General features: G+C 67.1%; 14 protein-coding genes. 3 read left to right on the forward strand and 11 right to left on the reverse strand.

Annotated elements, in window-relative coordinates:
* Window positions 1-8: 8 nt before the first annotated feature.
* A complete protein-coding gene (locus BM282_RS07770; protein ID WP_089878882.1) occupies window positions 9-542 on the reverse strand; it encodes a type II toxin-antitoxin system RatA family toxin in 534 nt (177 codons plus the stop codon).
* Window positions 543-640: 98 nt separating this feature from the next.
* Here BM282_RS07770 and BM282_RS07775 point away from each other — a divergent pair, with 98 nt between their 5' ends.
* Together BM282_RS07775 and BM282_RS07780 are read left to right on the forward strand one after the other, a co-directional pair.
* Window positions 641-1,534, forward strand: a complete 894-nt coding sequence (locus BM282_RS07775) for a DUF7551 domain-containing protein (RefSeq protein ID WP_089878884.1) — start codon at window positions 641-643, stop codon at window positions 1,532-1,534.
* Between the two features lie 105 nt (window positions 1,535-1,639).
* Window positions 1,640-2,416 (forward strand): FAD-dependent oxidoreductase, encoded by a 777-nt coding sequence (locus BM282_RS07780; RefSeq protein ID WP_089878887.1) that lies wholly within the window; start codon window positions 1,640-1,642, stop codon window positions 2,414-2,416.
* 13 nt (window positions 2,417-2,429) lie between these two features.
* On the opposite strand, the gene BM282_RS07785 is transcribed toward BM282_RS07780, so the two are convergent.
* Entirely contained in the window at window positions 2,430-3,668 is a 1,239-nt protein-coding gene (locus BM282_RS07785) for an outer membrane protein assembly factor BamB family protein (protein ID WP_139229699.1), read from the reverse strand.
* 88 nt (window positions 3,669-3,756) lie between these two features.
* On the opposite strand from BM282_RS07785, the gene coaBC reads away from it, so the two are divergent.
* Complete coding sequence (gene coaBC, locus BM282_RS07790) at window positions 3,757-4,911, forward strand: bifunctional phosphopantothenoylcysteine decarboxylase/phosphopantothenate--cysteine ligase CoaBC (protein WP_089878893.1); 1,155 nt, start codon at window positions 3,757-3,759, stop codon at window positions 4,909-4,911.
* 14 nt (window positions 4,912-4,925) lie between these two features.
* On the opposite strand, the gene BM282_RS07795 is transcribed toward coaBC, so the two are convergent.
* Genes BM282_RS07795 through BM282_RS07835 form a run of 9 tightly spaced genes read right to left on the reverse strand, consistent with a single transcriptional unit; the run spans window position 4,926 to window position 12,944 of the window.
* Entirely contained in the window at window positions 4,926-6,695 is a 1,770-nt protein-coding gene (locus tag BM282_RS07795; RefSeq protein ID WP_089878896.1) for a Na(+)/H(+) antiporter subunit D, read from the reverse strand.
* Complete coding sequence (locus BM282_RS07800) at window positions 6,695-8,431, reverse strand: cation:proton antiporter (protein ID WP_089878899.1); 1,737 nt, start codon at window positions 8,429-8,431, stop codon at window positions 6,695-6,697. Before BM282_RS07800 ends, BM282_RS07795 begins: the two co-directional genes overlap by 1 nt.
* Window positions 8,428-9,945 carry a monovalent cation/H+ antiporter subunit D family protein gene (locus BM282_RS07805; RefSeq protein ID WP_089878902.1) on the reverse strand — a complete coding sequence of 506 codons (1,518 nt, stop codon included), beginning with the start codon at window positions 9,943-9,945 and terminating at the stop codon, window positions 8,428-8,430. Before BM282_RS07805 ends, BM282_RS07800 begins: the two co-directional genes overlap by 4 nt.
* A complete protein-coding gene (locus tag BM282_RS07810; protein ID WP_089878903.1) occupies window positions 9,938-10,294 on the reverse strand; it encodes a cation:proton antiporter subunit C in 357 nt (118 codons plus the stop codon). The genes BM282_RS07805 and BM282_RS07810 overlap by 8 nt, the downstream gene beginning before the upstream one ends.
* Window positions 10,291-10,770: an MnhB domain-containing protein gene (locus tag BM282_RS07815; RefSeq protein ID WP_089878906.1), complete on the reverse strand. Its 480-nt coding sequence runs from the start codon at window positions 10,768-10,770 to the stop codon at window positions 10,291-10,293. The genes BM282_RS07810 and BM282_RS07815 overlap by 4 nt, the downstream gene beginning before the upstream one ends.
* Window positions 10,767-11,303, reverse strand: a complete 537-nt coding sequence (locus BM282_RS07820) for a DUF4040 domain-containing protein (RefSeq protein ID WP_089878910.1) — start codon at window positions 11,301-11,303, stop codon at window positions 10,767-10,769. Before BM282_RS07820 ends, BM282_RS07815 begins: the two co-directional genes overlap by 4 nt.
* Window positions 11,300-11,620, reverse strand: coding sequence for a monovalent cation/H(+) antiporter subunit G (gene mnhG / locus BM282_RS07825; RefSeq protein WP_089878913.1), 321 nt, complete (start codon window positions 11,618-11,620; stop codon window positions 11,300-11,302). Before mnhG ends, BM282_RS07820 begins: the two co-directional genes overlap by 4 nt.
* Window positions 11,620-11,895, reverse strand: a complete 276-nt coding sequence (locus BM282_RS07830; protein WP_089878916.1) for a cation:proton antiporter — start codon at window positions 11,893-11,895, stop codon at window positions 11,620-11,622. Before BM282_RS07830 ends, mnhG begins: the two co-directional genes overlap by 1 nt.
* Window positions 11,895-12,944: a monovalent cation/H+ antiporter subunit E gene (locus BM282_RS07835; RefSeq protein WP_089879507.1), complete on the reverse strand. Its 1,050-nt coding sequence runs from the start codon at window positions 12,942-12,944 to the stop codon at window positions 11,895-11,897. The genes BM282_RS07830 and BM282_RS07835 overlap by 1 nt, the downstream gene beginning before the upstream one ends.
* Window positions 12,945-13,387 lie beyond the last annotated feature (443 nt).

Below are 13,387 nucleotides of genomic sequence, written 5' to 3' on the forward strand. Positions count from 1 at the left end.
CATCGCGGTCACCCCGTTCGTCGCTCGACGGACAACTCGACCGGGCGACGGCGACCCTCTAAGTCCTCGACGATGCGTTCGACGACCCGTTCGGCCTCGTTCTCTAAGGCGGGTTTCAGCTTGTCGATGACCCACCCCAACGAGACGAACCGCGGGAGGTTCAGCGTGTCCTCGTCCGCGGAGTCGGCGTCGTACGACACCTCGAAGAACACTCGCGACGCCGTCTCTGCGTCCTCGGGGGCGTCCGCGGGCAGGTCCTCCAGTTCCTCGATACGCCACCGACCGCGGGCGCGCAGGTCTTTGACGAGACGCCACTCGACCCGTTCGGGCGGGTGCAGTTCCGTCACCTCCGACACCGTCGTGTAGTTCAGTTTCCACCACGAGAACCGCATCTCGTAGCGCGTACCGGTCTCACCGTCCCCGCGTCGCGTCACGTCTCGAAGGTGCTTCGAGTAGTTCGCGTACCGGGGAAAGTCGACGACGAAGTCGTACACCTCCTCGCGTGGCAGGTAGACGACGGTGCTGACGACGATTTCGTCCACGAGACGCGGGTTCGGCGGCGGCGAACAAAGCCTTGTGGGACTCCGTCCGAAACCTGTATCAGAAACTTCTTTTCTGTCACGTCGAGTTGTTCACGTACATGGTGGGTGGGACGCTCCGTGACATCCGTTCGCACGCTGACCGTCTCTCCGCGTCGGACGGCCCGTACGCCGTCGTCTGCGACCGACTGGGTCGCGAACCACTCCCGCTCGTCGGCCTTCGGTTCGGGACCGCTTCGGACGCCGAACGGGCCGCCGACGCCGCGAGCGACTACCGCTCGGCGCTCCGACGCTACGACCCGCAGGTGCCCCACCACGAACCGCTGGTCCGGCGCGTCGCCGACGGCACACTCGAACACGCCCCGCCCGCCGAGGCGGACGCGCGGACTCGGTACTTCTCGTTCTGTCACGACGTCACGGGCGCGGTGTTCGAGTCGCTCTCGACGACGGGGCACCGAGGCGTGGAGTCGGCCGCGATGGAGACGTACCTCACCCTCGCGGAAGTCGTCGACGACCACGACGACTTCTGTCTCGCGATGCTGTGGAGCGTGCTGAGCGAACTCGACGTCCGACTCGACGACGACGGACAGCGAACCGTCGTCGCCGAAGCGGCGTCCTCGCTCGGCGACGCGACGACGGGTGCGATAGAACCGGAACCGACGGTCGGGGACGCCCTCGGTGCGACGATGGCGCGACTCGAAGACGCGTCGTTCGTCCGCGGGTTCGACGTCTCCGGAGTGCCCGGGGGCGACGCGTGGGAGGTGACGTTCGGCGGCTACGCACTCGCCGAACGGACCGGGAGACTCCCGACGCTCCCCGTCGCCGTCGACGTCGTCCGCCGCCTCGACGAGCGTTCGGTGGCGTTCACCGAGGCGACGCCGTTGACCGAGGGCCGGTGGCGACTCCGCGTCGAGGACGGCCGCGACTCGGCCGGACTGGTCAGTCTGAACGTCACCGACGAGGGGCGGTTGAACGAGGCGGACTACTACCTCTGAGAGGCCGTCGCCGTCCTCGCCGCTGTCGCCGTCGCCGCCGCCGTTCTCGCCGCCACCCCCGTCGAAACCGACGGACTCATCCGCGAATCCGTGGTAGCGGACGGCATGGAACGACAGTCGTCGACGGACGTACTCGTCGTCGGTGGCGGCGTCGCGGGCCTCACCGCGGCGACGTTCACCGCGCGGGCTGAACTCGACACGCTGGTCGTAGACGACCCGGAGAGCATCCTGAACCGAAACGCCCACCTGGAGAACGTCCCGGGGTTCCCCGCGGGCGTCAACGCTCGCCTGTTCTGTGACCTCCTCCGCGAGCAGGCGGACCGAAACGGCGTCGAGCGAACCGAGGGCCGCGTCCTCGACGTGGAACGGGTCGACGAGGCGGGCGCGCGGTTCGTCGCGTCCGTGGAGTTCGACGGGAGCGTCGAGACGGTTCGGACGGAGTACCTCGTCGCAACCTCCTGGAGCGACGCGGACTACCTCGACGGACTCGGCGTGACGATTCGCGACGCCGGGAGCAAGCGCTACGTCGACGTGGACGAACTCGGCCGAACCTCGGTGGAGGGCGTCTACGCGGCCGGCCGACTCACCGAAGCGTACCACCAGGCCGTCGTCTCGGCGGGCAACGGTGCGGAGGCCGCCCTGACGCTGATTCACGACAGCGACGTGCCGTACTACCACGACTGGGTGACGCCGGAGGGCTACTTCACCGACCGCGGGCGGGAGGTTCCGCCGGGATGCGAGGAGATAGACGCCGAGGAACGCGCGCGGCGAGAGGCCGAGTCGCGCGAGGTGATGCAGTCGTTCTTCGCCGACTCGCACTCGGAACCGCAGCGGACGCACCCGAGTCTGGTCGAGGACGAGTTCGGGCGACTGGAGGAGTGAACGCGGGGTCGCGTCACTCGTAGGCCGCGACGACGCCCGCCCTCGTGACGACGTACACGCGGGTCCCGGCGACGACGACGCTCTCGGCGGTGCCCGCGTCCATCGAGAGCGTCCACTTCGTCTCGCCCGTCGCGGCGTCGAGCGCGTGGACGCGAGACGACCGGTCGTCCGTCGCCCCTGCGAACAGGCAGGTGGTCCCCGAGACGACGAGCGAGGTCCCCCAGTCGGCCACGGCCAGGTCATCGCGCGTCCACCGCGTCTCGCCGGACGCGAGTTCGAGTGCGGTGACGGTTCCCTCGCCGTCGCCCCCGACGCCGGTTCCGTAGACGATAGCAGACTCGTCTGAGGTGAGCGCGAGGTGGGAGTGACCGCCCTCCGTCGGCACCGACCGGACGCGCGTTCCGTCCCGGCGATAGACGTGGAGGTCCCCGCGGGTCCGCGCGCCGCCCGCCCTGTCAGTGTCCCCGACGACGACGTACTCGTCGGTGACGACGGGCCACGTCGGGCGGCCGCGGGCATTCGTCACCCACTCGATGCCGGGTGACCGACCGAGGAGTGAGCCGAAGTCCGAGGGCGGCGACAGCGACTGGAGCGGTCCGGGCGCGGCGAGGAGGAGGTCAGTTCCGCTATCACCGTCGGCCGCGACACCGGGATACGTCGCGTCAGCGCCGTTCGTCCCGAACGTCCACCGGTGATTCCCGTTCGAATCGAACGCCATCAGCCTGCCGTGGTCACCGAGGAGAACGCCGTCGTCGGTCGGCAGGACGCCGTAGATGCGTGAGGTGCCGACCGTGTTCGGATACGCGATCTGCCAGCGTACCGTCCCGTCGCGGTCGAAGGCGCGGAGGTGTCGGCCGTCGGCCGTGTAGAGCGCGTCCGGTGCGAGCGTCGCCGCTCGGGGGAGGCCCCTGGCGGGCGTCTGGTCTCTCCCGTGCGTGTTCCACTTCCACCTCCCGTCGTCCCGGCTCAAGGCGTCCGTTCCGGTCTCGCGGACCGCGTACACGGAGTCGGACGAGACGAGGATCCCCACGGGTGTTTCCGTCTCGAACGACCGCGACCAGCGGCGTTCGGGTTCCGAGTCGGGCGGCGTCGCGTCGGGCGCACAGGCGGTGTTTCTCGTGTCTCGGCGGGCGGTCCACCACTCGTCGGTCGGCGTCTCGGGCGCGCCGAACTCGTCTTCGCCGAGACATCCGGCGAGTCCGGCGACGCCGGCGACGCCGACACCGCAGAGCACGTCTCGTCTGGAGGGCATCGGTTCGAAGTTCTCGAACGCGGACGTGAATCTTCTCCTCACACCCGCACCGGACAGTTTTACCCCGCCCGTCTCGAATCGCACGACGATGCTGGAAGGCGTGAACGTCGCGTTGGGTGTCTCGGGAAGTATCGCCGCGGTGAAGGTGGTCGAGTTGGCCCACGAACTCCGTCGACAGGGCGCGTCCGTCCGCGGCGTGATGACCGAGAGTGCGCGGGGAATCGTCCACCCGTGGGCCGTCGAGTTCGCCACCGAGAACGACGTGGTGACCGAGATTACGGGCCGCGTCGAACACGTCGAACTCTGCGGCCGCGACGGGTGGGCGGACGTCCTCCTCCTCGCGCCCGCGACGGCGAACACCGTCGGGAAGATAGCCGGCGCCGTCGACGACACCCCGGTGACGACCTGTGCGACGACGGCGTTGGGCGCGGACGTGCCCGTCGTCGTCGCCCCCGCGATGCACGAACCGATGTACGACCACCCCGGCGTCTTGGACGCCATCGACCGCGTGGAGTCGTGGGGCGTCCGGTTCGTCGCGCCGCGGGTCGAAGAGGAGAAGGCGAAGATAGCCACCGAGGACGCCATCGTCACCGAAGTCGCGCGGGCGACGACCGAACAGTCGCTCGCCGGGAAGCGCGTCGTCGTCACCGCCGGTGCGACGTCCGAACCCATCGACCCCGTCCGCGTGCTGACGAACCGCGCGTCCGGCCGGACGGGGCGGGAAGTCGCCCGCGCGTGTTACGCCCGCGGCGCGGACGTGACGCTCGTCCACGACGGCGACGACGTGCCGTACGCCGAGACGGTGCGCGTCGAGACGGGCGCGGAGATGCTCGAAGCAGTAGCGTCCGTCGTCGCCGACGCCGACGCACTCGTCTCTGCGGCCGCCATCTCGGACTACACGGTCGAGGCGGCGGGGGAGAAACTCCGGTCGGGCGAGCCCCGGACGCTCGAACTCGAACCGACGCCGAAACTCATCGACAGCGTGCGCGAGCGACGCGCCGACCTGCCCATCGTCGGGTTCAAGGCGGAAACGTCGGGCGACGACGAGGCGATGATAGCCGCCGCGCGGAGGATTCTCGACCGAGCGGACCTGTCGTTCGTCGTCGCCAACGACGCCGCCGTGATGGGTGCGGCGGAGACGCGGGCGCTGTTCGTCCGCGCGGACGACGTGACGTCGTTCACCGGGTCGAAACGGGCGCTCGGCGCGCGCGTCGCAGAAGAGTTGGCCGCGGAAGTGGCGTAGCCTATCCGGCCGGGTCAGACGAACATCAACGCGAAGGCGCTCAGGACGACGAGCGTCACGAGCGCGACGCTCGTTCCGATGTCCGCTCGCAACTGCACGCTGTCCCGACTCGTCGACCGCTTCAGCACCGTCTCCGGGTCGTTCACCGCGTCGGTGATGACCCGAGCGGTCCGCACCGCCGCCCGGTCCACCGCCGCGTACAGTTCCGTGATACCGACGACGACCGCACGCGACCCGTACAGCGCGGCGGGGTTGTACAGGCTGTCGACGTCGGGGACGCGACCGACCGACGACAGCGGCTTCTTGATGAGGACGAACCCGACGAGACCGATTGCGGCGAGCGCCAGCCCTTCGAGGACGTGGCCGACGGTGTACGTCACGTACGCGTGCGAGACGACCTGTTCGGTGGTCACGTCGTACGGGAGCAGGGCGAAAAGCGCCGAGTCGAAGACGCCGAAGAAGACGCAGAGCACGGCGACGGAGACCATCGCGACGCTCTGGCCCACGTTGGCGTCCGCGACGTTGCGGTCGGACTCGCCGTGGAGGAAGGCGTAGTAGCCGAACTTGATGAACGAGAGGAACGTGCCGACGCCCCCGATGAGCAGGAGTAACTCCAGCGTGTGGAAGTCACCGACGGCGAACGGCCCCGCCGGGAAGTCGTAGTGACTGGCCGAGATGATGATTCCCTTGCTGACGAAGCCGTTGAACAGGGGGAACCCGGCGATAGAGAGCGCGGCGACGGCGAACGAAACCGCGGTCAGGGGCATCTCTCGGCCCAGTCCGCCGAGTTTCTTGAGGCTCTCGGTCCCGGTGCGGTAGATGACGACGCCCGCGGCCATGAACAACAGCCCCTTGTAGAGGATGTGGTTGAAGACGTGCGCCATCGCGCCGGACTGCGCGAGCGTCGTCCCGATTCCGACCGCGGCGACCATGTAGCCGACCTGCGACTGGATGTGGTAAGAGAGCAACCGGCGCATGTCGTTCTGGAACAGCGCGTAGGTCGCTCCGAACACGGCCATCAACCCGCCCATGTAGGCGATGGCGACGTTGCCCTCGGGGAACGCCCGATACATCCCGTAGACGCCGGTCTTCGTCGTGAACACGCAGAGGAAGACGCTCGCGGCGATGTGCGGCCGCGGGTACGTGTCGGGCAACCACGCGTGCAGACCGACGAACCCGACGTTGACGCCGATACCGACCGCCGCGAGGACGGGCGCGACGGTCCCCGCCATCCCGGCCTCCGCGGCGGTGAACAGGAACGAGCCGACTTCGACGTAGTGCCACACGACGGCGCCCAACAGGAGCGTCCCGCCGATGCCGTGGAGGAGCGCGTAGCGGTAGCCGGCGCGCACCGCCCGCCCCCCGTAGTGCCACACCAGAAGCGTACTCGTGACGGCCATCAGCTCCCAGAAGAAGATGAGCGAGAGCCAGTCGCCGCCGAAGACGGCACCGAGACTGGTCCCGACGTACGAGAGCGCGAACGCGGTCTGGAGCGACGGCGCCTTAGAGTACCACGAGTAGAGGACGCCAACCGCGCCGATGAATCCGAATATCAGCCCCATCAGCGTCGAGAACGGGTCGACGTTGTACAGCACCGCGTCGAAACCGAACAGCCGAACCGGGAGGTGCTGACCGGCGGGCGTCAGCCAGACGTACGGGACGACGACGCCCGTGGCGACGATGCCGAGCAGGTGGCCCGCGCGACGCCCGAGGAACGGAAGCAGCAGCGCCGCCAACAGGACGGGCACGAACGGCGGAACGACGGGCACGACGGGGTCGACCATCAGATAGCCACCCCCGTGACGCCCTCGACGATGAGCCTCACGATGCGCAGGAAGACGGCGGTGTCGGGGACGATACCGAGGACGATGGACCCGACCATCGCGAACAGAATCGGACCCAGCATGAACCACGTCGACTCGTCGCCGTTCCAGCGGCGGTGTTCCCACGCGGGACTGGCGTCGTCGCCGTGTTCGGTTCGGATGTGGGCGGCGGCTTCGGCCCGGTCTTTCATCCCCTGTCCCTCGTGGTCGGCGGCGTATCCGTGGTCGTCGCTGTCAACGTCCGCGGGAGCGCTCCCGTCGTCCGTCCGGTCCGTCCCGCCGTCGGTCGCCGCGCTGGGCGAGCGCTCGCTGAACCGCCCGCCGAGGACGTTCTCGATGACGGGTTTCCGGTCGGTCTCTCCCGGCGACTCGAAGAAGGCGGCGTACACCACCGGCCAGAAGTACGCGATGTTGAGGACGCCCGAGACGAGCAACGCGACCGTGAACACGATGTCACCGGCGGACACCGTCCCGATGAGCAGGAAGTACTTGCTGACGAACCCGGCGACGAGGGGGATTCCCGCCATCCCCAACGACGCCACGCCGAAGGCGGCCATCGTCAGCGGCATCCGCTTTCCGATACCGGCCATGTTGCTGATGTCGTCAGTGTGCGTCTCGACGTGAATCGCACCGGCACAGAAGAACAGCGTGAGCTTCATGAAGGCGTGCGCGGGGATGTGCAAGAGCGCACCGGTGATGGACATCGGGTTGAGGACGGCCAATCCGAGGACGATGTAAGACAGCTGGCTCACCGTCGAGAACGCCAGCCGTCGCTTGAGGTTGTCCTGTCTGAGCGCGATGAGGCTGGCGACGACGAGGGTGAACGCCGCGACGGAGGCCAAAAGCACGCCCAGACCGAGGTCCGCGATGAGGCCGGGGCCGTACACGTCGAGGACGACCCGGGCGATGCCGAACACGCCGGACTTGACGACCGCGACTGCGTGCAGGAGGCCCGAGACAGGCGTCGGCGCGACCATCGCGTCGGGGAGCCACGAGTGCAGTGGCATGAGCGCCGCCTTCACGCCGAACCCGGTCGCCAACAGCGCGAACGCGGCCCGCGCGAACACGGGGTCGGCGCTCGCCAGTTGGTCGATTCCGCCGGGCGTGAACGCCGTCGTCCCCATTCCGGTCATCCAGAAGACCAGTATCGTGCCCGAGAGGACGGCGACGCCGCCACCGAACGTGTACGCGAGGTACTTCCGACCGGCGGCGCGGGCCTCCGGCGTCTCGTCGTGCGTGACGAGCGGATACGTCGCGACCGTGAGCAGTTCGTAGAAGACGAACAGGACGAGGAGGTTCGCGGAGAACGCGATTCCGATGGCCGCGGAGACGCTCCCCGCAAAGGCCGCGAAGTACCGGCTCTGGCCGTGTTCGGACAGCCCGCGCATGTAACCGACGCTGTAGAAACTCGTCACGAGCCACAGCAGACTCGCGAGCAGACCGAACAAGATTCCGAGCGGGTCGGCTCTGAGCGTGAACTGTATCCCCGGCAGAAACGTCCCCAGTTCGGTCACGTACACCGTCCCGCCGAGAACGCCCGGGACCATGCTCGCGATGACGCCGAGTTTCACTACCGCGGCGAGGACGGTCCACCCCTCTCGGAGGTTCGGCCGTCCCGCCGAAGCGAGAATCGGCACGATAGCGATGGCTGAGACGAGCACTGCGGCGATCGGTCTGAGTGAGGCTACTTCGGTCATACGAGGAGACGCTCGATAGTTGGTTGCAGAAGCTGTCCGTACTCGAATGCGGCGACGCCGAGGGCGACCGCGAGGACGGCGGCGAGAAGCACCGTGGCTCGCATCCCGAAGGAGACCGAGGGTCGGTCGGTGTCGGCGCCGTTTCCGTCGGTGAACAACGTCTCGTCGGTCGTCGTCTCGGCGCTCGCGGCGCTCGCGGCGTCGGACTCGCGGAAGAATATCCGCTCTATCACCTGCGCGAAGTACGCCAGCGTCAGCAGCGTACTCACGAGGATGACCACGACGAGCGGCCACGCCCCCGCCTCGACGGCGCCCAGCGCGATGTACCACTTACCGACGAATCCGACGGCCGGCGGGACGCCGACCATCGCGAGCGCGAGAACCCCGAACGCCACCGAACCGACCGGGAAGCGCTCGGCGAGTCCCCGGTAGTCGTCGACCGTCCGAGCGTCGGCGACGTTCGCGACGAGTCCGGTCGTCAGAAACAGCCCCCCCTTCATAATCGCGTGCCCGACGAGGTGTATCACGGCACCGGTCAGCGCGGTTCCGTTGGCCACCGCGACGGCACCGACGACGAGGCCGAACTGCGAGACCGACGAGTACGCGAGCATGCGTTTTATCTCCTGCTGCGTGACCGCGAGGACGCTCCCGACGACGATACTCACGATTGCGGCGGCGATGAGCAGGGTCCGTGCGAACGAGTTCGCGACGAGGAAGTCGACGGTGAAGACCGTGAAGACGATGCGAATCAGCGCGTACGCCGCAATCGTCGAGACGAGCGCGGAGATGAGGGCGCTGACGGAGTCGGGCGCACCGGCGTACGCCGCCGGCTGCCAGGTGTGAATCGGGAACACCGCTATCTTGACGAACAGGCCGACGGCGAGGAGCGCGAACGACGCCTGAACGAGGGGCGACCCGTGGCCCACCTCGGCGAGTTGCCCCGAGAGGTCGGCCATGTTGAGCGTCCCCGTCGCGACGTACGCGAACCCGATTCCCAACAGGAACAGCGACGCGCCGACGGTCCCGACGAGGAGATACTTGAGGGCGGCGCGGGCGGACCGGCCGCTCTCGCCGCTGGCGACCAGCGCGTACGCGGCCAGCCCCGTAATCTCCAAGAAGACGTACATGTTGAACACGTCGCCGGTGATGCTCATTCCCGAGAGCCCGGCGACGAGCAGCAGGTACGTCGCGTAGAAGGCGTTCGAGCGCGGCCCGGCGACCCGCGCGTAACCGAGGACGCCGAGGGCGACGACGGCCACGAGAACCGCCATCGTCGCGGACAGGCCGTCGATGACGAGTTCGATTCCGAACGGTGCCGTGAACCCTCCGACGACGTACCGAATCGGGTCGCCGCTGAACGCGCGCACGGCCAGAACGACCGCAAGCGCGGTCTGGAGAACCGCCGTGACGGCGGCGACCGCCCATCCGGTCCGCGAGCGAGCGAGTCCCGCGAGCAACGCGAGGACGGAGCCGAGGAGCGGAACCGCCACGAGGAACGGCGGGAGTTCACTCATCCGAGATCACCTTCCGAATCGCGTTCTCGTTGAGGGTGCCGTACTCCTCGTAGATTCGGACGATGAGTCCGAGCGCGACGGCGGTGAGACTCACCCCGACGACGATGGCGGTCAGTATCAGCACGTGCGGGAGCGGACTGACGTACGGTTCCGGGGCCGTGAGGAGCGGCGGACTGCCCCCGCTCACGAACGCGCTCACGATGAAGAACAGGAAGATGCCCGTCTGGAAGACGTTCATCCCGATAACCTTCTTCACCAGGTTGGCGTTTCCGACCATCATGTAGGTACCGACGCCCAAGAGGAGGAACGATACCAGATAGTAGAGGCGGGAGGCCAGAAACTCGATCACCGTACGTCACTCCTGTTACCCTGTAGTCCAGACGCGATGACGAAAAAGAGCCCGGTTACGATTCCGGAGACGATGAGACCGATGGCTAACTCGACGAACTCGATGCCGTACTTCGTGGCGTGGTAGAACCCGTACGTGCTGTACTCTAAGAATCCGCCGCCGAGCAGCACCGACCCGATTCCGATCAGCAGGAAGGCGAGGACGCCGAGGCAGATCATCAGGATGGGAATGTTCGGCCCAATCCACTCGCGAGTCGTCTCGATGCCGAACGCGATACCGAGCATGAGGACGACCGTTCCGACGATGACGCCGCCCTGGAAGCCGCCGCCCGAGGAGTCCGCGCCGTGGAACATCACGAACAGTCCGAGCGTGAACACGAACGGCGTTATCACGCGGACGGTCGTCATGATTATCGGGCTTTCGACGTACGGAGACTCCGATTCGGCCGACTCTGGCTGTGATGTATCAGAACTCATGCGAACACCTGCTTTTTGAGGACGACGAGGAGGCTGACCCCCGCCGCGTAGACGACCGCCGCCTCGCCGAGCGTGTCGAATCCGCGGTATCCGGCGAGGACGGCGGTCACGGCGTTTTTGACTTCCGTCTGTTCGTACGCGTTCGCCAGGTAGTACCTCGTCACCTCGTCCGTGAGGACCGCCGACTCCGCGCTCCCGAACGGCGGGAGGGCGACGAGCGTCGTCGAGAGGACGGCGACGAGGGCGATTGCGATGCCTGCCGCGCGGTAGTCGATTCGTTCGAGGGTGCGCTCGCCCGACGGGCGACTCGTCTTCGCGATGGTCACCAAGAACAGAATCGTCATGACGCCGGCACCGACGGCGGCCTCCGTGAGCCCCACGTCGGGGGCGCGAAGGAACACCCAGATGACCGCGATACCCAGGCTGTACGCGCTGAACGCGATAATCGACCCGAGCACGTCGCGGAGCAGCGCCGTCGCGAGGGCGCAACCGAGGATGAACGCGAGCAGAACCACGTCTAACACGCCGATCATGACTGGTCTTCCTCCGTGTCCGTGGTCCACGGTTCGATGCCTTGCTCGGACGCCGCACGGACGATGGCGTGTGCGGCAGTCGGGTTCGTGATGAACATGAACAGTAACAGGAGCGCGGTCTTTATCGTCGACAGACCGCCGTCGAAGGCAATCGTCACCGCCGCGAGCGCCAGAACCGCGCCGAGCGTCTCGCTCTTCGAGGTGCTGTGTGCGCGCGTGTAGAGGTCGGGGAGACGGACGAGTCCGACGGCGGCGACGACGGCGAAGAAGACGCCGCCGACGAGGAGTACGACGACCGCGATTTCGGTCGGCGTCATCAGAGCACCCCCCCGCGTTCGACGGTGAACTTCGAGATCGCGACGCTCAACAGGAAGTTCAACAGCGCGTACACCAAGGCGATGTCGAGCGCTCCCGGTTCACCGACGGCGGCAGCCAGCAGGGCGATGACGATGACCACGTTCGAGCCGACGACGTTGATGGCGATGACGCGGTCGGGCATCGTCGGACCGCGGACGACGCGGAAGAGGCCGACGAACGAGGTGACGATGAACGCGGAGGCGGCGAGCAACAGTGCGTCTTCGACGAGCACCATTACTCTTCGTCCTCCGTTTGCTGGCGTTCGAGCGGCGAGCGAATGCGGGCCGCCGCCCGGCCGTAGAAGACGAACCTGACCGCCCGTTCGAGCGCGCCGGACAGCAGGTCGTCGCGCGAGTCCGGGGTGAGCGTGTGCACCGTGAAGTGTCGTCGGGACACGTCGACCGTCAGCGTCCCCGGGGTGAGCGTGATGCTGTTGGCGAGCGTCGTCACCGGTAGTGCAGACCACACGGCCGCATCGAACTCGACCATCTCCGGGTCTATCGGGAGGTCGGGGTGGAGCACGACGTACGCGACCGTCACGTTCGCCTTCACTATCTCCCACAACAGATACGGGACGTACAGGACGAATCGACCGAACCTCACGGCCGCTTGGGCCGGTTTCAGCGGCGTGGTGAGCGAGATTCCCCAGAGCGCAACGGAGACGATACCCGCGCTGATGGCGCCGGTGGCGAGTTCGAAGGCGGCGAACGACCCCGCGAGGAGCAGGTAGAAGCCGTACGAGATGGCGAACAGGCTGAGAAACTGCGCGAGCGTCGCGCGTCGGACCAAGAGCGGGGTCCGGCGTTCGCGCTGGACCGGCGCCTCCTGAATCTCGACGCCGGCGCGACGAACTTCGTTCTCCAGCGGCGGAAGCAACGGCGTCGTCCCGAGTGGATTGAACCCAGGGTCGAACACGACGAGGTCGAGGTCGTGTTTCCGCGCGTATTGGACGAGGGCGTCGGCGTAGTCGCTTGGACTGAACAGGTACTCTCTGGTACCGACCATCGCCGTCTCGAACGTCACCGCTTCCTCGTCGTCGCCGCGGTCCTCTTCGGCCCAGACCGTCACCCGTTCGAGGAGCGACCTGGCGGTTCGGATCTCTTCGCTCTCGCTCTCGCTCTCGCGCTCGAAGGTGAGCCGTTGGGAGCACGGGTAGACGAAGTGAACCGACGCCGGGCGGTCGGACTCGTCGGCGTGTTCGACCGCTTGTCGGACGGCGTGCTCGACTGTACTCCGGAGGGTCTTCGACTCAGAGACCGGAACGAGGAGGCGAGAACTGGTCACCGAGCCCACCTCATCGGAACGAGTCTCTGCTGTAAGCGGAGATTAGATCGGCAGCGCTTGAACCCAACATATGGTACGAGATTCCTGACCGAGGCCGTTAAGACTTTCTTTCTCGTCAGCTCTGTGCGCTCGTCTTCGCCTCTTAGAGCGCCTGTGATGACGGTTGGTGGGGACATAGTGGAACCGTCGAACACCGCGAATCGGCCCGTTGAGGACCCCGCCGCTGTCGTCTCGCTGGCGGCGGTGGTCTCCGGAGGCCGACACGTTCTCAGCACGTGCCGCGCGTCTCGAACGGGCGAGCGAACGTGGCAGAGTGAGTCGTTCGCCCCGTCAGAGCCGCTTCTCTCGGGTCGGGTTCGGATCATTATCTGTGTCGACTGCTCGTCAGCAGTCTAATTCCGTCCCTCGGTTGGTGACAGGAGCCAATAAATTTGCTGTTTCTA

The organism is Halogeometricum limi, from assembly GCF_900115785.1.
Classification (GTDB): domain Archaea; phylum Halobacteriota; class Halobacteria; order Halobacteriales; family Haloferacaceae; genus Halogeometricum; species Halogeometricum limi.